The 19,644-nt window shown below is 65.3% G+C and carries 18 protein-coding genes; 3 read left to right on the top strand and 15 right to left on the bottom strand.

The features are described 5' to 3' along the window. Nucleotides 1–8 precede the first annotated feature (8 nt). From hutU to hutI, 4 genes are read right to left on the bottom strand one after another with little or no spacing between them, the layout of a single operon-like run. Complete coding sequence (gene hutU / locus ACN0YF_RS07890) at nt 9–1,679, bottom strand: urocanate hydratase (RefSeq protein ID WP_417493963.1); 1,671 nt, start codon at nt 1,677–1,679, stop codon at nt 9–11. After that, nucleotides 1,676–2,485, bottom strand: a complete 810-nt coding sequence (hutG, locus tag ACN0YF_RS07885; RefSeq protein WP_417493962.1) for an N-formylglutamate deformylase — start codon at nt 2,483–2,485, stop codon at nt 1,676–1,678. Before hutG ends, hutU begins: the two co-directional genes overlap by 4 nt. Beyond that, on the bottom strand, nt 2,485–4,014 hold the full coding sequence (hutH, locus tag ACN0YF_RS07880) for a histidine ammonia-lyase (RefSeq protein ID WP_417493961.1): 1,530 nt from the start codon (nt 4,012–4,014) through the stop codon (nt 2,485–2,487). The genes hutG and hutH overlap by 1 nt, the downstream gene beginning before the upstream one ends. Continuing rightward, a complete protein-coding gene (gene hutI, locus ACN0YF_RS07875; protein WP_417493960.1) occupies nt 4,005–5,213 on the bottom strand; it encodes an imidazolonepropionase in 1,209 nt (402 codons plus the stop codon). The genes hutH and hutI overlap by 10 nt, the downstream gene beginning before the upstream one ends. 79 nt (nt 5,214–5,292) lie before the next feature. Between hutI and ACN0YF_RS07870 the strand changes: the two genes are divergently transcribed. Next, complete coding sequence (locus ACN0YF_RS07870) at nt 5,293–6,663, top strand: formimidoylglutamate deiminase (protein WP_417493959.1); 1,371 nt, start codon at nt 5,293–5,295, stop codon at nt 6,661–6,663. After that, nucleotides 6,660–7,400, top strand: a complete 741-nt coding sequence (gene hutC, locus ACN0YF_RS07865) for a histidine utilization repressor (protein ID WP_417493958.1) — start codon at nt 6,660–6,662, stop codon at nt 7,398–7,400. The genes ACN0YF_RS07870 and hutC overlap by 4 nt, the downstream gene beginning before the upstream one ends. Here hutC and ACN0YF_RS07860 read toward each other — a convergent pair. Together ACN0YF_RS07860 and ACN0YF_RS07855 are read right to left on the bottom strand one after the other, a co-directional pair. Further along, nucleotides 7,330–8,352: a hypothetical protein gene (locus tag ACN0YF_RS07860; RefSeq protein ID WP_417493957.1), complete on the bottom strand. Its 1,023-nt coding sequence runs from the start codon at nt 8,350–8,352 to the stop codon at nt 7,330–7,332. The genes hutC and ACN0YF_RS07860 overlap by 71 nt on opposite strands. Beyond that, nucleotides 8,345–8,971, bottom strand: coding sequence for a hypothetical protein (locus tag ACN0YF_RS07855; protein ID WP_417493956.1), 627 nt, complete (start codon nt 8,969–8,971; stop codon nt 8,345–8,347). The genes ACN0YF_RS07860 and ACN0YF_RS07855 overlap by 8 nt, the downstream gene beginning before the upstream one ends. A 140-nt stretch (nt 8,972–9,111) precedes the next feature. Here ACN0YF_RS07855 and ACN0YF_RS07850 point away from each other — a divergent pair, with 140 nt between their 5' ends. Beyond that, the gene (locus ACN0YF_RS07850) at nt 9,112–10,626 is read left to right on the top strand and encodes an MFS transporter (protein WP_417493955.1); all 1,515 of its coding nucleotides are present in this window, start codon (nt 9,112–9,114) and stop codon (nt 10,624–10,626) included. Between the two features lie 7 nt (nt 10,627–10,633). Here the strand turns inward: ACN0YF_RS07850 and ACN0YF_RS07845 are convergent, their stop codons facing one another. The 9 genes from ACN0YF_RS07845 to ACN0YF_RS07805 form a co-directional block, all read right to left on the bottom strand. Beyond that, complete coding sequence (locus ACN0YF_RS07845; RefSeq protein WP_417493954.1) at nt 10,634–11,836, bottom strand: serine hydrolase domain-containing protein; 1,203 nt, start codon at nt 11,834–11,836, stop codon at nt 10,634–10,636. Nucleotides 11,837–11,941: 105 nt separating this feature from the next. Continuing rightward, nucleotides 11,942–12,562: a bifunctional phosphoribosyl-AMP cyclohydrolase/phosphoribosyl-ATP diphosphatase HisIE gene (hisIE, locus tag ACN0YF_RS07840; RefSeq protein ID WP_417493953.1), complete on the bottom strand. Its 621-nt coding sequence runs from the start codon at nt 12,560–12,562 to the stop codon at nt 11,942–11,944. Then, nucleotides 12,559–13,326: an imidazole glycerol phosphate synthase subunit HisF gene (gene hisF / locus ACN0YF_RS07835; RefSeq protein WP_417493952.1), complete on the bottom strand. Its 768-nt coding sequence runs from the start codon at nt 13,324–13,326 to the stop codon at nt 12,559–12,561. Before hisF ends, hisIE begins: the two co-directional genes overlap by 4 nt. Continuing rightward, nucleotides 13,308–14,042, bottom strand: coding sequence for a 1-(5-phosphoribosyl)-5-[(5-phosphoribosylamino)methylideneamino]imidazole-4-carboxamide isomerase (gene hisA / locus ACN0YF_RS07830; RefSeq protein WP_417493951.1), 735 nt, complete (start codon nt 14,040–14,042; stop codon nt 13,308–13,310). The genes hisF and hisA overlap by 19 nt, the downstream gene beginning before the upstream one ends. After that, a complete protein-coding gene (hisH, locus tag ACN0YF_RS07825; protein WP_417493950.1) occupies nt 14,039–14,638 on the bottom strand; it encodes an imidazole glycerol phosphate synthase subunit HisH in 600 nt (199 codons plus the stop codon). The genes hisA and hisH overlap by 4 nt, the downstream gene beginning before the upstream one ends. Beyond that, the gene (gene hisD / locus ACN0YF_RS07820; RefSeq protein ID WP_417493949.1) at nt 14,635–16,533 is read right to left on the bottom strand and encodes a histidinol dehydrogenase; all 1,899 of its coding nucleotides are present in this window, start codon (nt 16,531–16,533) and stop codon (nt 14,635–14,637) included. Before hisD ends, hisH begins: the two co-directional genes overlap by 4 nt. 4 nt (nt 16,534–16,537) lie before the next feature. Then, on the bottom strand, nt 16,538–17,422 hold the full coding sequence (hisG, locus tag ACN0YF_RS07815) for an ATP phosphoribosyltransferase (RefSeq protein ID WP_417494007.1): 885 nt from the start codon (nt 17,420–17,422) through the stop codon (nt 16,538–16,540). Beyond that, on the bottom strand, nt 17,416–17,736 hold the full coding sequence (locus tag ACN0YF_RS07810) for a YerC/YecD family TrpR-related protein (protein WP_417493948.1): 321 nt from the start codon (nt 17,734–17,736) through the stop codon (nt 17,416–17,418). Before ACN0YF_RS07810 ends, hisG begins: the two co-directional genes overlap by 7 nt. Before the next feature lie 699 nt (nt 17,737–18,435). Further along, nucleotides 18,436–19,362, bottom strand: a complete 927-nt coding sequence (locus ACN0YF_RS07805; protein ID WP_417493947.1) for a DUF5655 domain-containing protein — start codon at nt 19,360–19,362, stop codon at nt 18,436–18,438. Nucleotides 19,363–19,644 lie beyond the last annotated feature (282 nt).

Raw genomic sequence — 19,644 nt, 5'->3', positions numbered from 1 at the left:
GAACGCCCCTACTCCACGCTCGGCAGATCCAGCCCCTGCACAGCTGCGCATTCCCTGGCGATCTCATAGCCCGCATCGGCATGGCGCATCACGCCCGTCGCCGGATCATTCCACAAGACCCGTCCGACGCGCACCCCGGCCTCGTCCGTGCCGTCGGCGAGGACGACCTGGCCGGAATGGATGGAATAGCCCATGCCGACCCCGCCGCCATGATGCAGCGAGACCCAGGTGGCGCCGGAGGCGGTGTTGAGCATGGCGTTGAGGATCGGCCAGTCGGCGACGGCGTCGGAGCCGTCCTGCATGGCTTCGGTTTCGCGATTGGGACTGGCCACTGAACCGCTGTCGAGATGATCACGGCCGATCACCACGGGGGCACTCAGCTCACCGCTACGCACCATCTCGTTGAAGGCCAGACCCAACCGGTGACGCTCGCCCAGGCCGACCCAGCAGATCCGTGCCGGCAGGCCCTGGAACTGGATGCGCTCGCGGGCCATGTCGAGCCAGCGGTGGAGATGCGGATTGTCGGGGATGAGTTCCTTCACCTTGGCGTCGGTCTTGTAGATATCCTCGGGATCTCCCGACAGGGCGACCCAGCGGAAGGGCCCGACGCCGCGGCAGAAGAGCGGGCGGATATAGGCCGGCACGAAACCGGGGAAATCGAACGCCTTAGTGACGCCCTCGTCGAAGGCCATCTGGCGGATATTATTGCCGTAATCGACCGTGGGAATGCCCGCCTTGTGAAAGGCCAGCATCGCCTCGACCTGGATCGCCATCGATGCCTTGGCGGCTTTCGAGACGGCGTCAGGATCGGAAACCCGCATGGATTCCCACTTGTCCAGACTCCAGCCAAGCGGAAGATATCCATTGACCGGATCATGCGCCGAGGTCTGGTCGGTGACGATATCGGGACGGACGCCGCGCTTGACGAGTTCGGGAAAAATCTCCGCCGCATTGCCAAGCAGCCCGACCGAGACGGCCTCACCCGCCTTGCAGGCTTCGTCAATCATTTCCAGAGCCTGGTCGAGATCGCTGGCCTGTTTGTCGAGATAGCCGGTCTTCAGACGCATCTCGATCCGGCTCGGCTGGCATTCGACCGCCAGCATGGAAGCGCCTGCCATGGTTGCCGCGAGCGGCTGGGCACCGCCCATGCCGCCAAGCCCGCCGGTGAGGATCCATTTGCCGGTCAGATCGCCGCCATAATGCTGGCGGCCCGCCTCGACAAAGGTCTCGTAAGTGCCCTGCACAATGCCCTGGCTGCCGATATAGATCCAGGAACCGGCCGTCATCTGGCCGTACATCATCAGACCCTTTTTATCGAGCTCGCGGAAATGCTCCCAGGTCGCCCAGTGCGGTACCAGATTGGAATTGGCGATCAGCACGCGCGGCGCACTGGAATGGGTCTGGAAGACACCGACCGGCTTGCCGGACTGGACCAGCAGGGTCTCATCATCTTTCAGGCGCTTCAGGGTGGAGACGATGCGGTCAAAGCTCTCCCAGTCGCGGGCAGCACGGCCGATGCCGCCATAGACGACCAGCTCTTCCGGTTTCTCGGCGACTTCAGGGTCGAGATTATTCATCAGCATGCGCAAGGGCGCTTCTGTGGCCCAGCTCAGAGCGTCGAGTTCATTGCCGCGCTTGGCACGGATCACGCGCGCATTGTCGAGCCGGGTCGAGGTCATCTCACTTCTCCTGAATACATGATTTCCGCGGCCCGCAGGGCGGCCGCCATGGTGTCCTTCAACGCCTGGCGCAACACGGCCGCCTTGGTCTCGTCGAAGGCCTTGGTGTCCATGTCGAGATAGGCCGATTGAGCCAGTTCCATCTGTACGGCGTGGACATTCTGGTTGGGTCGGCCATAGGCGCGGGTGATGAAGCCGCCGCGGAAACGGCCATTGACGATCGAGGCGTATTCCTCGTGATCCATCATCGCCTTCAGCGCCGCGCGCTCGATCGTCGGATCGCAGCTTTCGCCGCCCACCGTGCCGAGATTGAGATCCGGCAGAATGCCCTCAAACAGCCGCGGAACCTCATCCGCGATCGAATGCGCATCCCACAGCAGGGCAAAGCCATGCTCCATCCGGGTCTCGACCAGAAGTTCGGTCAGGGCCTTGTGATAAGGGTCGTGATAATCGGTACGCCGCGCTTCCAGCTCGTCCTCGTCGGGCTCCTGGCCCTCGCGATAGACCGGCGATCCGTCAAACAGGGTCAGCGGCACCAGGCCGGTCGTCGCCTGGCCGGGATAGAGCGAGGTATTGTTCGGGGGGCGATTGAGATCAACGACATAGCGCGAATAGTTCGCGCGGATGGTCGCAGCGCCCAACTCATCGAGGAAGTCGTAGAGCTGCGGCACATCCCAGTCCGTATCCGGCAGGCTCGCCGCCTCGGGCGTCAGCCGTTCGGCCAGGCCATCACTCAGGGCGAGCCCGGAATGCGGCATTGAAACCACCAGCGGGCTGGTGCCGGCTGCAAGCGTATACACGTCCATTATACCACCCCGGGCAAATCACCGGCTTCCGCGACCAGATAACCATTGGCGACCAGGTCGCGCGCCGCGGCAATATCTGTCGCAAAATAGCGGTCATCGCCATAGGGAGCCACATGCCGCCGCAAGATCGCCTTGGCCGCCTCCAGCGGGTCCGAGGACAGGTCCGGCGCATGGAAATCGGTCCCCTGCGCGGCGCAGAGCACCTCAATACCGACAATGGCGTGGAGATTTTCCGCCATTTTCAGCGCACGCACCGCCCCATGCGTCGCCATCGAGACATGGTCTTCCTGGTTGGCGCTGGTCGGAATGGAATCGACGCTGGCCGGATAGGCTTTCTGCTTGTTCTCCGAGACCAGGGCGGCCGCCGTGACATGCGCGATCATGAAGCCGGAATTGATGCCCGGATTGGGGGTCAGGAAAGCCGGCAGGCCGCTGACGGCCGGGTCGGTCAAAAGCGCGATGCGGCGCTCGCAGATCGAGCCGATCTCGCAGGCCGCCATGGCCAGCTGGTCGGCGGCAAAGGCGACCGGCTCGGCGTGGAAATTGCCACCGGAGATCGCCTCACCTGTATCGGTGAAGATCAGCGGATTGTCGGTGACCGCATTGGCCTCGATCTCGAGCGTGCGGCCGGCCTGGCGCAGAAGATCGAGCACAGCGCCCATCACCTGCGGCTGGCAACGCAGGCAATACGGGTCCTGGATCTTCTCGCACACCGCATGGCTGGCGAGGATTTCGCTGCCCTCGGCCAGACCGCGCAGCGCGGCGGCGACATCGATCTGGCCCTGATGGCCGCGCAATTCGTGGATCCGTGGATCAAACGGCGCGACCGAGCCCTTGGCCGCGTCCAGGCTCATCGCCCCGGAGACCAGCGCGCCCTTGAAACCGGCCTCGATGCCGAACAGGGCAGCGAGCGCCAGCGCCGTCGAGGTCTGGGTGCCGTTGAGCAGGGCCAGGCCTTCCTTGGGGCCCAGCTTGACCGGTTCGAGCCCGGCGCGTTTGAGCGCCTCGGCAGCGGGCAGACGCTCGCCACGCCAGAAGGCCTCGCCATGACCGATCAGCGCCGCGCTCATATGCGCCAGCGGTGCCAGATCGCCCGAGGCGCCAACAGAGCCCTGGGCCGGGATCACCGGCAGCACGTCATGGGTGAGCAGGTCTTCCAGTGATTTCAGCGTCGACCAGCGCAGACCCGACGCGCCGCGTCCGAGACTGGCAATCTTCAGCGCCAGGATCAGCCGCACGACATTCGCCGGCAACGCCTCGCCTATCCCTGCGGCGTGCGAGAGCACCAGGCGTTCCTGCAACACGGCCAGCTCGTCATTGGCGATACGGGTCTGGGCCAGCTTGCCGAAACCGGTATTGAGACCATAGACGGCGCGGCCCGAGGCGATCAGCGCTTCCACGGTAGTCGCGGCGGCATCGACGCCGGCGCGCGCCGCCGTGTCGATCGTGGCGGCAGCGCCATTATAGATCGCCTGCCAGTCAGCGAGCACCATCCGGCCCGGTTTGATGATGATCGCGCTCACAGCCATTCTCCTCCGAGGATACGGCCATGCAGCGGCCGCAATCCGATCCATTGAATAATCTCTGCCGGACGTTCCACATCCCAGATCGCCAGATCGGCGCGCTTGCCCTGTTCCAGCGTCCCGATTTCAGCCTGCAAACTCAGCGCCCTCGCCCCCTCACGGGTGACGCCGGCCAGCGCCTCCTCGACCGTCAGGCCAAACAGATTGCAGGCCATATTGGCCGCCGTCAGCAGGGACACCATCGGCGAAGTGCCCGGATTGGCATCGGTGGCCACGGCCATCGCCACGCCGGCCTCGCGCAGGGCCGCAATAGGCGGCTTTTGCGTCTCGCCGATGCCGTAAAAGGCGCCCGGCAGGATCACGGCCACCGTGCCGGCCTTCGCCATGGCGGCGATGCCCTCGGCATTGGTGAATTCGAGATGGTCCGCCGACAGGCCGTCAAATTCGGCGACGAGTTTCGCGCCACCCGTGTCGGAAAGCTGGTCGGCATGCAGTTTCACCGGCAGGCCAGCCGCCTTGGCGGCGATAAACAGGCGCCGGATTTCCTCCGGCGAGAAGGCGATGGTCTCGCAATAGGCATCGACCGCATCGGCCAGCCCCTCGCGCGCAGCTTCGCGGATCAAGGGGATGCAGACCTGGTCGATATAGGCACCGGACCGGCCTTCATATTCGACCGGTATCGAATGCGCCGCCAGCAGCGTGGTCGAAACGCGCAGGCCGGACACCAGTCCAAGCGAACGCGCGGCCCTGAGCATGGCCAGCTCGCTCTCGAAGGTGAGGCCATAGCCGGACTTGATCTCGATCGTGCCGACACCTTCCGCCGAGAGCGCATCGAGCCGCGACAGCGCCCCGCCGGCCAGCTCGGCCGCGCCCGCCTTGCGCGTCGCCTCGACCGTCTTGCGGATACCGCCGCCGGAGCGGGAAATCTCGGCATAGCTCTCGCCGGCCAGGCGGCGCTCGAACTCGTCGGACCGGTCACCGGCGAAGACCAGATGCGTGTGGCAATCGACTAGGGCGGGCGTCACCCAGCGGCCTTCGAGATTATCGGTTTCAAGGGCTGTTTCCGGCACCTCGGCCATCGGCCCGATCCAGGCGATACGGCCATCGCGAATCCCGATCGCGGCATCGAGCAAGGCGCCATATGGAACGGCACCGGGCACCATGGTGGCGAGGCGTGCATGGGTCAGCAATCGGTCGAAACGCATTGAATGGCCCTTCAATTCCGCGTATTTGTCTATACAATTAAATCGCGTGCCTGAGTCTGTCCAGCCGGGAGGCCTGCCAATGTCCGAATTTCACTTTGCCGAGATTCTTCTGCCCGATGGCTGGGCGCGCAATGTCGAGATCACGGTCGATGCGAACGGCCGCATCGCCAGTATCAGCCCTGACACACCGCCCGGTCCCGATGCCACCCGCCTCGGTGTCGCGGTCCCCGGCATGGCCAATGTCCACTCCCACGCCTTTCAGCGCGGCATGGCCGGCCTGTCGGAACGGCGCGGTCCGGGTGAGGACAGTTTCTGGTCCTGGCGCCAGATCATGTATGCCTTCAACGACAATCTGACCCCCGACCATGTCGAGGCGATGGCGGCGCTGGTCTATTGCGAAATGCTCGAGACCGGTTTCACCTCGGTCGGGGAGTTCCACTACCTCCACCATGACGAGCACGGCCAGCCCTATGGCGATATCGGCGAGATGGCCGGGCGCATCTGCGCTGCCGCCGGCGCAACGGGGATCGCGCTGACCCTGCTGCCCGTGCTCTATCGCCATTCCAATTTCGGCGAGATGCCGCCCAGCCACGGCCAGCGCCGCTTCATCAACACGCTCGACCATTTCGACGATATCCTCGCCTCCGCCAAGCGCCATATGGCGAAGATCGATAATGCGGTGCTCGGCATCGCACCCCACTCACTGCGCGCCGTCTCGGCCGCCGAGATCGCCGCCATTTTGCCAATGTGCGAGGCGGGCCCGGTGCATATCCACGCCGCCGAACAGCAAAAAGAGGTCGATGACTGCCTCGCCGCGACCGGCCAACGTCCGGTCGAATATCTGTTCGATACGCAGAGCGTCGATGAACGCTGGTGCCTGATCCACGCCACCCACATGACGCCGGCCGAGACCGCCAGGCTCGCCGCCTCCGGCGCGGTCGCAGGGCTTTGCCCGCTGACAGAGGCCAATCTCGGCGATGGTTTATTCAATGCCAGCGCCTACCTGGCCGATCACGGCCGTATCGGCATCGGCTCCGACAGCCATATCCGCATCGATCTGGCCGAGGATATCCGCCTGCTGGAATACGGCCAGCGGCTGCAGGCCCAGCGGCGCAATGTCCTCGCCCGGCCCGGCGGCTCTACCGGCCGGCGCCTGTTCGATGCGGCGCTGGCGGGCAGTAACCAGGCGCTGCAACAGCCCTCGGGGCGGATCGAGCCCGGGCAGCGCGCCGACTTCGTCATCCTCGACGAGCATCACCCGACCCTCGTCGGGCGCGCCGAGGATGCGCGGCTGGACAGCTGGCTGTTCTGCGGCGACAGCCGTCTGGTGCGCGAGGTTTATGTCGGCGGCCAGTGCGTCGTGCGCGAGGGCCGTGCCCTCACCCGTGACCGCATCGAGACCGCCTACCGCACCGCCATGCTCGATATCCGGCAGGCCATCGATCAATGAGTGACTGGGCCGGCGATCTCAGGCTTGACGGCACGGGCCCGGTCTATGACCAGATTCGCCGCGCCATCCTGGCCAATATCCGCTCCGGCATCTGGCCACCGCGCCACCGCATCCCGGCCGAGGCCGATCTCGCCCGGCATTTCGGCACCGCGCGGATGACCGTCAATCGCGCCCTGCGTGAGCTGACCGAAGACGGGTTGATCGTGCGCCGCCGCCGGGCCGGCAGTTTCGTCGCCCTGCCCACCTCGCCTTCGGCAATGCTGGAGATCGTCGACATGTCGGCGGCCATACCGGCGCGCGGCCAGGATTATGGCTATCAATGCCTGACCAATGAGCGGGTCGCCGCCAGCGCCGAGCGGGCCGGTCGCCTGCGCGTCAAACCCGGCACACCGCTGCAGCATCTGGTCTGCCGCCATACCGCCGATGGCGATGTTGTCGAACTGGAGGAGCGCTGGATCAATCTGGCGCTATTGCCCGAAGCGGCCGAACAGGATTTCAACGCGACGGCGCCCGGCGCCTGGCTGCTGGCAGCGACGCCCTGGACTGCGGCGGAACACACCGTCTCGGCGATCAATGCCGATGCGCGGCTGGCCTCCCGGCTCGATATCGATACCGGCGACGCCTGCCTGGTGCTCGAGCGTCGGACCTTCCAGGGCGACGCCGTCGTCACCCTCGCCCGTCTGACCCATCCGGGTGATCGCCATGTGATGACGGAGCGCTTCGCGCCGGCGGGTTAGCGCCTCGCCCTTCGCCGCGTTCGAAACGCCTGAGGCAGTCGAGCACAATCTCCAGCGTCTCCTCCCATTGTGGCCGCCCGCCATGGCGCGCTCCGCCGAAATAGCCGCGCGGACCGTTATGGGTAACGCCCGACAGCCTGATGCGGTTGAGCCGGCCGGAACGGCGCACCATCGCCCATTCCGAACCCGCCGCCAGACCCCATCGCGCCGGAAAGGCGATGGCACCGGCGGCCTCGACCTGGTCGGCACTGCCGGCGAGATGATCGATCCGCGCCAGCCGGTTGAGCCCCGGCGTCGAGGCGATGACACCGCCAATCGAGATCAGCTGGATCGGACCATCGAAGATATCCGCCAGATCCTCCGCCGCGCCGGCCGCCATCTGCGCCCCGCCGCTCAGGCCGATCAACGTCAGCCGGGAATCGCGGTGCGGCCGCCAACCCGCCGCGCGCAGCCGTTCCTGGATCAGGCCGGCCAGGGCGAGATTGAAGACCGGGCCGTAGCGCCGGTCGGCGGAGACCAGCACCTGGAAGAAATTGCGCGCATTGACGAGATTGGCCAGCAAGGGCCGGCGCTGGTCCGGTGGAGCGGCATCAATCGCGCGCCATAGCCAGCTGAACAGGCGCGGCCCGTGCAGGAGCGGAATCCCCGAAGCGGCGTAGGGAAAGACCGTATCGACCAGCACGGCCTCCGGCACGCCTTCGCACAGGGCGTCAAGAAAGCGCTGCTCGCGCCGGGAGTTGGACGTACCGCTGATACGATCAATCCCGCCGAGATAGACAATGAAATGGCGCGGAGCACCAGCGGCCTCCCCCTCCGGCTCGGCAGGCGTCTCACGCTCCAGCGCCGGTTGCCGCGCCCACCAGCGCAGCGTTTCCAGCGGCGCGAGGGTGCTGGCCAGGATGAAGGCGATCAGGCCGCTCAGCAGCAGCCAGGCGAGCGCGTCCTCAAGCATGCCCGCCTCCCGGCGTCACCAGACGCAGACGCCGCAGGAGCGGTTCGGTGAGCCGCCCGCCGTAATGGCGCACTGCGGCGCTCACCAGCCAGCCAGCAGCGGCGCAGGCGATCACCAGGCCCAGCGGCCCGCCAATCACCACCCAGAATCCCCAGCCAATACAGACAAAGGTCCAGCCATCGAGCGCGCGGTCGAGCAATTCGCCGTAATAGGGCGCCAGCGTCAGCACGCTCAGCAGGCGCGGCGCATAACCCAGCGCGATGGTGCCGGCGAGGACGGCCTCGGAGACCGGTTGATCACCGGCGAGGCCCAGCAGGAAATGCGCGCTGATGCCCCAGACCACGACGCCGAGCAGATAGACCAGGCCCGTCAGGGCCAGACTGGCCAGCATGCGCCAGCGCCCGACCTTCTGGGCGGCAAGCACATAGGCCTTGCCCAGCATTTCCGATGCACCGGCAATCAGCGGCACGATCAGGGCGGCCAGCGCGATACGCGGCTCCGCCGCGAGCGTCTCGAACGCGCTGCGCTGCATCAGCGCCGCGTCGAGGGCGAGCGAGAGGGCGTGCGCCATGTCGTTGAAAATCGTCATGATCCGGCTCGGTCCCGCAGCGCGTTCCATGTGATCCAACGACAATTCGGCGGCGCTGGCAATTCGGCAAACCGCCGCGGCGCGCCTGTCAATTCGGGTGCGCGGGGCAGATCTTGGTGATATGCGGCCTTTATCCGCTTGCCGGAATTCACAGCGCCAAGGACCCGCCGATGTTCCCGACATCGCAGCTCACCGATGCAGACCGCGATGCCGGACTGAAATGGTATGTGCGCAACGGCATGTTCTTCAAGATCATGGAGACGCTCTCGATCGGCGTTTTCCTCACCGCCTATGCGCTGAGCCTGGGCGCCTCCAATCTGGTGATCGGGGTCCTCGCGGCCATTCCCTCTCTCACCCAGCTGGCGCAATTGCCGGCCGTCTATCTGGTCGAGCGCATCGCCAGCCGACGCCTCATGGCCGTATCGCTGACCCTGGCGAGCCGGCTCTTCCTGCTCGTCGCCGCCGGGGCCGCCCTGGTCCATCCCGGCCCGCTCGCCCTGCTGCTGCTCGTGGTGGCCTTTGCCATCCGCTATATTTTCGGGGCCATTGCGGGGTGTGCCTGGAACAGCTGGGTACGTGATTTCCTGCCACCGGAACGCCGCGGCGTGTTCTCGGCCCGGCGCCTGACCTGGATGACAATCATGGCGGCGATCGCAGCTCTCGCCGGCGGCGTCTTCGTCGACCACTGGGCCGCGCTGACCGGCCTGCCCGTGCTCTACGCCTATTCGGCCCTGCTGATCCTGGCGACGATCAGCGGTGTGCTGGAAAGCCTCGCCATGGCGCAGATCCCCGAGCCGACGCCCCTGCCCCTGACCGAGACCGCCGACCAGAAGTCCGGCCTGTTCTCGCCGTTGAAGGAAAAGAATTTCCGCCGCCTGGTCGCCTTCCTGTTCTCGTGGAATTTCGCCAGCAATCTCGCCGCCCCCTTCTTTGCGGTGCAGATGCTCCGTCAGCTCGGCCTCGACCTGACAACGGTGATGGTGCTCACCGCACTGAGCCAGGGCGCCAATGCGCTGGTGACCGGCACGTTCGGCTCGCTGGCCGACCGTTATTCCAACAAGCGCGTGCTGCAATTTGCGGCGCCGCTCTTCATCGCCTGCATCTTCGCCTGGACCTTCACCAGCCTGCCGGAGCGGCATTATTTCACCATGCCCCTGCTGGTGGTGATCCATATCCTGACCGGTGTCGCGACCGCCGGCGTCACCCTCGCCTCGGGCAATATGGCCAATGCGCTTTCGCCCTCCACGGGCGCGACACGCCATCTCGCCCTGTGCGCCGCCTTTACCGCGATTGCCGCTGGTACGGCGCCGATCATTGGCGGTCTCTATGCCGACGTGCTGGCCAATTACGAATTCTCGCTGACGGTGAACTGGAGTGCGCCGGGCGGCGATACCGCCATCCACGCCTTCGACGTCACGCGCTGGGACTTCTACTTCCTCGCCGCCACCGTGATCGGCCTGTGGTCATTGACCCGGCTCGACCAGATCGAGGAGCCCTCCCAGGGCGGGCATGTGCGCATGCGCCAGGAACTGATGATGGGCGTCTGGCGCGGCGTCCAGACAGCCTCGAGCATCGCCGGCCTGAAAGCCGTCAGCGATCTGCCTATCGCGCTGATCACCGAACGCCTGTCGCGCCAAAAAAAGCCGCGCCCCGGCAAGGCCAAGGTCGAGCCGCCGGAGGCTTAGCCACTCCCTACTCCGCCACCGCCGCCATCAGCCGCTCGATAAAGCCATTGCGCTCACCGCTATCGATCCAGCGCACCACGGCGACGATATCGTGTTCCGGGTCGATATAGATCATGTTGGTGCCGGCGCCGAGATAGGCGAAGCTGCTGGCCGGCGCTGACGGCACGGCGATTGCGGCGCCTTCGACATCGGGGCGATTGAGGAAGAAGTTCATATAGCCGTAAAACGGCGCGACATCGGTGGGTGTCAGCGAGCGCTCATACCAGGCTTCGGAGAGCAATTGCGTGCCGTCCCAATTGCCGCGATTAAGGCCCAGAAGGCCGAAACGGGCCTGGTCATAGGCGGAGAGCATCATGCCGCCGCCCCAATGGCCACCGCCGGAAACCGACCAGTAAAGCTCCTCGTCTTCCTCCAGCTCGACCCAGCTATTCTTGTAGCCCTGCCACTCCCAGGAGCCGGACGAACCGATCGGCGTCATGATGCGCTCGTCGAGCACTTGCGCCAGCGGTTCATGCCAGACATGCAGGGCCGCCAGGGCCAGCGCATTGACGCGGACATCATTGTATTCCCAGGCCGCACCGGGCACCGGCGGGCCGGCGACCAGGTCGCTGGCGGGATTGTCGCGCGACGGGCGATCGGCCCAGTCCGGCTTGTCCCACAGAGTGCCAGACCAGCCCGAGGTCTGGCGCAGCATCTGGTCCCAGGTGATGGGCGTATTGTGCTCGGTGTGGAAGAGCGGATCCTCGACCAGATCGGAGACCGGCGCGGACACATCCTCGATCAGACCGTCATCAACGGCGAGGCCGACGACATGGCTCAGAAAGCTCTTGGAGACCGAAAATGTCATGTCGACGCGCTCGAGATCGCCCCATTCGGCGACGATATAGCCATTGCGGATGATGATGCCGGCCGGGCCGCCGCGCGGGCGCAATTCACCGATCGGGCTGGAATGAGGCTCATAGGCCCAGGTCAGCGGCACCATGACTTCCAGGTCACGCGCATCAATGCCCTCGCCCCAAGCCTCCGGGGCACGGGTTTCATGGGTGACGGCGAAATCGATGGCGGCTTCAAGCGCCGGCACGTCAAAGCCAAGCGTGGCCGGATCGCGGCGCTCCCAATCGGCGTCGCCAGCGGCAGGAAAATAATCCTGCGCCTGGCTGCAGGCGGTCAGGGCAAGGCCGGCGAGGCCGGCGAGCAGCAGGTGTTTCATGGAATCCCCCAAAACGGTGCGCGGCGATCCGGTCGCCCACATTGATGGACCCAGCCTAGACCGTTGCGCCTCAGCGCAACAGCCATCATCGAAACGTGAGGCGGCTTATTGCGCCGCGCGCACGGCGTGACGCTTGCGCAGCACGGCAACGACATCGTCCAGGCTGAGATCGCGCGATTCCAGCAGGACCAGCAGGTGGAACATCAGATCAGCCGATTCCTCGGCCACGGCAGCGCGGCTCTCCGAGACGGCAGCCAGGGCAACTTCCACGCCCTCCTCGCCGACCTTCTGGGCCGGGCGTTTCGGCGCCCTGGCCATCAGATTGCCGACATAGGAGCCCTTGGGCTTGTCCTTCTTGCGCTTCTTGATGATCGCGCGCAGATGGGCCAGGAAACCCAGGCCCGGGCCCGGATCATCGCCGAAACAGCTGACCGTGCCGTTATGGCAGGCGGCGCCCTTCGGCTTGACCTCGACCAGCAGCGTGTCCTGGTCGCAATCGAGCGTGATATTGACCAGTTTGAAACTGAGCCCGGAGGTTTCGCCCTTTTTCCAAAGGGATTGCCGTGAGCGGCTGAAAAAATGGACTTTTTTCGTTTCCTGCGTCAGCTGCAAAGCCTCGGCATTCATATAGCCCAGCATCAGGACCTGGCGGGTCGCCGCGTCCTGGATGATGGCGGGAACCAGCCCGTCACCCTTGGCCCAGTCCAGGGAATTCGTGTCGATCATGTCCTTACCCTGATACCCGCTTGGCCGAGACAGGCTTTCAATTCGCCGATCCCGAGGACCTGTTTGTGAAACACGCTGGCGGCCAGCGCACCGTCGACATTGGCGGCATTGAAGACGGATTTGAAGTCTTCTTTGCTGCCCGCACCGCCTGAAGCAATCAAAGCTGTGGAACACACGGCCCGCGCCGCTGCAAGCTGTTCGATATCATAGCCCTCGCGCACCCCGTCCTGGTCCATGCAATTGAGCACGACCTCGCCGGCCCCGCGATCAATCCCCTCGGCAATCCACTCCAGCGTCCGGCGCCGCGAGAGCTGCGTCTTGTCGGGATCGCCGGTGTATTGGTGCACCTGCCACTCGCCCTCGATACGGCGGCTGTCGACGCCGAGCACAACACACTGGCAGCCAAACTCCGCCGCCAGCGCGTCGATCAGGCCGGGGTTTTCCAGCGCCGGTGAATTGACCGAGATCTTGTCGGCCCCGGCAAACAGGCGCGCCCGCGCATCATCGACCGAGCGGATACCACCGGCGACAGAGAAGGGAATATCCAGCTCGCGAGCCACAGCCGTGACCCAGGCGGGCTCAACCGTCTGCCCGCGCGTGCTGGCGGCGATGTCGTAGAAGACCAGCTCGTCAGCGCCCTCTGCCGCATAGCGGCGGGCGAGGTCGACAATCCCGCCGACATCCTCGTGATCGCGAAAGCGCACGCCCTTGACCACGCGGCCATCGCGCACATCGAGGCAGGGAATTATCCGTTTTGCGAGCATGCCAGCGCCTCTTTCAGCGTGAAAATACCCTCGTAGAGCGCCTTGCCGGTGATCGCCCCGGCCATGCCCAGTTCGCGCACCGCCTCCAGATCCGCCAGCGAGGAGACGCCGCCCGACGCCTGCCAGCCGATCTGCGGGTGGCGTTCGAGCAGATCGGCATAGAGCGCCAGATTGGGACCCGACAGATCGCCATCGCGGCTGATATCGGTGACCAGGGCGTGTTTGAGCCCCGAACCGTCATAGGCGGCGATCACTTCGGGCAAGGTGGTCATCATCATATCGGTCCAGCCCTGCAGGGCCGGCCGGTAGCTGCCGCCGAGGCGTTTGACGTCCAGCGCCAGCGTGATGCTCTGGGAACCATATTGATTAATCCACTCGCGCACTTGCGGCGCATCAGTCACGGCGAGCGAGCCAATGATGACGCGCTCGACCCCGATCGCCAGCAGGCTTTCGATATCCACCGCCGAGCGCACCCCGCCACCGGTCTGCACCCGCAGCCCGGTCTGGCAGATCTCGCGAATGGTCTCGGTCTGGCGCCGGGCACCATCGCGGGCACCGGCGAGATCGACGACATGGACCCAGCTCGCCCCGGCCTCGCCAAAGGCTTCAGCGACGGCGACCGGGTCATCGCCATAATCGGTGACGGCATCGAAGGCGCCCTTGTGCAGGCGCACGACGCGGCCCTCGAGCAGGTCGATGGCGGGATAGAGGATCATGGCCTGGCTCCGGCGAAATTCATCAGGATACGGGCCCCGGCAGCGCCGGAGCGTTCGGGGTGAAACTGGCAGCCGGCGACATGGTCCTTGCGGACCAGGGCGGAGACCGGCGTGCCGTAGTCGCAAATGGCGCGTGTCGCCGGACCCGGCGGGGCGTAATAGCCGTGCACGAAATAGGCATGACTGCCCGGCGCGATGCCCGCCAGAAGCGGCTCGTTCGGGTCGAGCTCTTCCAGTTCGTTCCAGCCCATATGCGGCCAGACCAGACCTTCGGCCCACGGCAGGCGCACAACATCACCAGCGATCAGGCCGAGCCCGTCGACGCCGCCCTCCTCGGATCGGTTGAACAGGAGCTGCATGCCCAGGCAGATGCCGAGCAAGGGCCGGTCATCGCCGCGGAGCAGATCGCTCCAGCCACGATCAGTCAGGCGCGCCATGGCCGGTGCGGCCGAGCCGACGCCGGGCAGGATCAGGCGGTCGCAATCGCCCAGTCCGGACGGTTTCGCCGCCGCGACATGGTCCAGGCCCGCCCGCTCAAGCGCAAAACGCACCGAGGCGAGATTGGCGCAGCCGGTATCGATGACGCCGATCTTCATTCGAGGAATTCCTTGGTCGAAGGCAGACGCTCGCTCTCGATCCGCACCGCCTGGCGCAGCGCCCGGCCGAAGGCCTTGAACGAGCCCTCGACCATGTGGTGGGCATTCTCGCCCTCGACCCGGACATGGATCGCCGCCTTCATGGATTCCGCCAGGGAGCGGAAAGCGTGCGGCACCATCTCGACCGGGAATTCACCGACGCGCTCGCCCGGGATCGCGCCTTCAAACTTGGCGAAGGGACGCCCCGACAGATCGATCCAGACCCCGGCGCGCGTCTCGTCCATCGGCAGTTCAAAGCCGAAACGGGCAATGCCGCGCTTGTCACCAAGCGCCTCGTGCAAGGCTTCGCCGAGCGTCAGGCAAACATCCTCGATCGTGTGGTGGGCATCGATCTCCAGATCACCGGTCGCGTCGATGGTGACGGCGATGCCGGCATGGCGGGCGATCTGGTCGAGCATGTGGTCGAAATAGCCGATCCCGGTCGAGATTTTGCTCGGCCCGTCGCGGTCGAGATCGACGACGACGGTGATATCCGTCTCCTTGGTCTTGCGGCGCTTGGCACTGGTACGCAGACGCGGTCCGGACACATCATCCGGCCAGGCCTCGGCCCATTCGCGCCGCAGCCGCATCGCTGTCTCGTGCCCGGCCAACCTCTCAAGGGCCGCCAGACGCTCGACCGTCGGTGCCATCGCCGCCGCGCCGGCCTTGCCGGCGCGCAATATGGTGGTGGTCTTCTGGAAGGCCTCGACCGTGACGCCGCCATGGGCCCGCGCCGCACCGCCCGTGGGCAGGGTGTGATTGGGTCCGGCGGCATAATCGCCCGCCGCTTCCGGCGCCCAGGCCCCGACAAAGATCGAACCGGCATGGCGCACGCGGCTCACCAGGGCCTCCGCCTCGCCGAGCTGCAGGATCAGGTGTTCCGGGGCATAGGCATTGGCGATTTCGGCCGCCTCATCGAGGCTGTCGCACAGGATGGCCCGCGAGTGGCGCATCGCCTGACGGGCGATATCGGCGCGCGGCAGGGCTGAGAGCTGCGCCTCGACTTCAGCGGCAATCCGCGCGCGCGTCGCGGCATCGAAACAGACCAGCATGACCTGCGCCGACGCATCGTGCTCGGCCTGGCTCAGAAGATCACTGGCGACGAATGCGGCATCGGCATTGGCATCGGCGATCACCATAACCTCGCTCGGCCCGGCGGGCAGATCCACGGCGGGGCCGCCCGGCAGGCTGGCGACATAGGCCTTGGCAGCGGCGACATACGCATTGCCCGGCCCGAAAATCTTGTCAGCGCGCGGCAAACCGGCTGCCCCCGTGGCAAGCGCCGCAATCGCCTGCGCCCCGCCGATGGCATAGACCGCATCCAGTCCGAGCAGGCTTGCAGCGGCGAGCAGGACCGGATCAACCCCGTCAGGCCCTGCGGGCGGTGCCACCACAACTATACGCGGCACGCCGGCGAGCTGGGCCGGGATGGCGAGCATGATCAGGGTCGAGACCAGCGGCGCGCTGCCCGCAGGCACGTAGAGCGCTGCAACATCGACGGGCGTGGCACGGCGCGAGGCCGTCACGCCGGGCCAGGTCTCGACGCTGTAGCTGCCATAGCCCTGGCGGACATGGAAACGGCGCACGGCGTCGGCGGCGGCGAGGATGGCTTCGGCATCGGCCTCGTCCAGACCGGCGCGGGCAGCGGCGATGGCGGCAGCATCGACGCGGAAGTCCGCCGGGGCGTAAGCATCGAGACGCTCGGCATAATCGCGCACGGCCGCCTCACCGCCGGCATAAATCGCATCGACGATTTCCCGCGCGGCGGCACCGGCCGTATCGGTAGACTCCGGGCGTTGCAGCATGGCGCGGCGCGCGGCCGCGTCGGCGGCGGACCAGTTTTGGGGTTCAAGCATCATCTCAGGCCAGCATTTTCTCGATCGGCAGCACCAGGATGGCGCGGGCGCCCTCCTTCTCCAGCGCTTCCAGGGTTTCCCAGAAGACGCGCTCGCGGCAGACCGCATGCAGCGCCACGACATCATCGCGGCCGGCGACCTGGGCAATGGTCGGCGCGTCGGCACCGGGCAGCAGGGCGCGGATCGCGTCGAGCCGGTCTTTCGGCGCATTGAGCATGATGTATTTGGTCTGCGAGGAGGCAATCACGCCCTCGGCGCGGCGCATCAGGATGCGGGCAATGCTGTCCGTTTCCGCATCGCGGACGCCCTTGCGGCGGATCAGGACGGCCTCGCTCTCGAACACGGTCTCGATCGCTTTCAGCCCATTGGCCTGCAGCGTTGCGCCCGAGGAGACCAGGTCGCAGATCGCATCGGCAATGTGCAGGCGCGGCGCGACTTCGACCGAACCGCGCATTTCGACGATCTCGACCTCGATACCACGCTCGGCGAGATAGGCCCTGGTGATGCCGGGATAGGAGGTGGCAATCGCCTTGCCCTGCAAGTCCTCAAGCGTACGGATCTCACCCTCGACCGGCACCGCGAGTTTGAGGCGGCAGGTGGCGAAACCGAGCCGCAGGGCGATCTCGAGCTCGGCGGTGCGGCCACCGGCAAGTTGTTCCTCGCGCAGCACATTTTCGCCGACAATGCCGTAATCACAGGCCCCGCTGGCGACGAAATTCGGGATATCGTCATCGCGCACCAGCATCAGGTCGACGGGCATGTTTTCGGCCCGCTGGTGCAGCTTGTCGCGGCCATAGGCGAAGCGAAGGCCGCAGCGCTTCAACAGATCCATACCGCCTTCGGAGAGACGGCCCTTGCTTTGAACGGCGATGCGCAAACGGGTCACGATTGGGTTTCCTTGAGGCGTTCGAGAATGAGGCGGTAGCCCTGCCAGGGCTCCTGGGTGAGAAAGCGTGAGACGCGGGTGACGGTGGTCGTGCTGGCCCCGGTCATCTCGCTGATTTCGCGGTAGGAATGACCACCCTCGGCGAGCAGGCCGGCGACCCGCCAGCGCTCGGTCAGCGTCTTCATCTCGCCCGGGGTGAGCAGGTCGCGCAGGAAGCGCTCGCCCTCCGCATCGGTGCGGATGGCGCGCAGCGCAGCACAGAGCGGACCCAGGTCCGGCTGGTCATTACGGCGGTCGTCAGTCATGTCGTCACTCATGGATCACTCTCCCGGGCGCCGGTATAGCGTGTTAGCGCGCTAACACAATGGGGCAAATGCAGGGGTGTGACGGGGTGTGACGTTAGCTATCCGCTGGTGTGTCGCCCGGTCCCGGCCAAGTGCCCCGGGTGTGCGCGTCCTGTGCCCCTCGTTGCGCCCCTTCGCTAAGGGTGGAGCCGGCGAGGACCGCCTGCCCTGCCAGGCCAGGCAGACCGCTTCGCCGCTGGAGGTCTGTCGCGCCGGCCGGAATGGGGCGCTTGAGGGAGGTGGCGGTCAGGCTGCGTGTCTGGCAAGGCATTGACCGGCGCATTTTAGCATGTGGATGGAAGCCGGGGACAAGGGCGCTGGAACGAGGGACAGGGACCTCTGGTACCTGTCCCAGGGCAGACTCCCGTTTTCCCCGGGACGCGTACCAGAGGTACACGTCCCTCTTCGATGACCGGTGGGTGCAACCGGGAAAATCGGCGCGCCTCACCCTTCCGCGTCCCGCCTGCCCCGGCTCGCGCCGGGCAGAGCCATCCCTGAAATCCTTGCCAAGCAAGGCGCCAGACTGGAGTTGAGCTGTCAAGGGTCTCGACCGCGCAGCGGCGCCTGCGGCGCCCTTGACAGCTCAACTCCAGTCTGGCCGGATCCCGGCATGGTTTTCAGGGTGGGGTGTGGGCCGGTGGGCGCTGGCGGGGAAGCGTGGGAAATCGCCCCTCACCCATTCTCATAGCTAAGATCGAGAAGCGGCTTGGCTCTCTCAAAATCGGCAGCAGAGTTGATGACGATTTCCAGATCTCCCGTCCCAAAATGGCCGATCTTCCGGACGTCCCGAGTGAAGCCCTTTTCAAGCTGGATCGTGTCCGGATCAACCTTCACATAAACCAGCAGATTACGGGTTCGAGTATGCACCTCGACGCAGGCAAAGTTCTTGATGCGTTTGAAGGCAAAGTACTTTTTGAGGGCCTTGACTTGAACATCATCACCGAGATTGGTCAGGTACTCCTTCAAGGCATCAAAACGATCCGTCAGTTCCTGGTCAGCCTGCGCCAAATAGTCCGAGACTGTCTTGTCGGCGGCTCGTGAACCGCTGGAAACGGAGGACATCACCTGGGCTGCTGCAGCACCATTGGTTGGCGCGGAGACGGCATTCACTTGTTCCAGCATCAACAAGTCATCACCGAACCTCATATATCGTATCAGTTCGATATTGTGGTTCATCTGTTTGATGGCGTGCTCATCATACTTGCTGAAATCGCCGGCGATGCAGATCAGCCTAGGCGCCGACCATTCGACGGCCTGCGCGGCTTCAGCGCCCAGGTTTTTTAACACCAACATTTCAAAGTCGCCGCGATGGGTAACGAGCCAATCGAGGTAGAAGAGGCCCTGATTGATGACATTCGCATTCGTTGCGCGCTTGTATTCGATGATCACGGGGCATCCATTTTCGTCGATGCCTAGCGTGTCCATGCGCCCACCATGTTCGCGACCGGTCGAAAACTCCGACGCCAGAAAGCGAACACCCAGGAACGTCTCCAGATTGCGTTCGATCAACGCCTGCAGCGATTTCTCCAGAGCAGCGGCCTTACCGTGGATCTCGGCGACGCGATCAGCGTGTAGGCGGAAGAGTTTCAAATCACTCATGCAACTACGGTCTCCGCGAAAACTGGAAAGCTATGGAAGTTGTATAGAACCCAAATGCACATCATTCCAGCTAAGGTTATCCTCGCTGGACGAGGCCTCATCGGAAGTTGCGCCAGCTGGACCAGGATCCGAATCCCAGCCTTGTGCTTAGAGCAGTCGACACCAGACGGCTGGGCCGGACCGCCCCGTCGGCTCTCCTTTTCCCCGGGACGCGTACCAGAGGTACACGTCCCTCTGCGATGACCGGTGAGTGCCCCCTCGCCTTCCGCCACGCGCATCCCT

It is taken from the genome of Maricaulis sp. (assembly GCF_048270265.1).
Taxonomy (GTDB): Bacteria; Pseudomonadota; Alphaproteobacteria; order Caulobacterales; family Maricaulaceae; genus Maricaulis.
The sequence above is the reverse complement of the archived record's forward strand: the minus strand, read 5'-3'. Positions and strand labels throughout refer to the sequence as shown.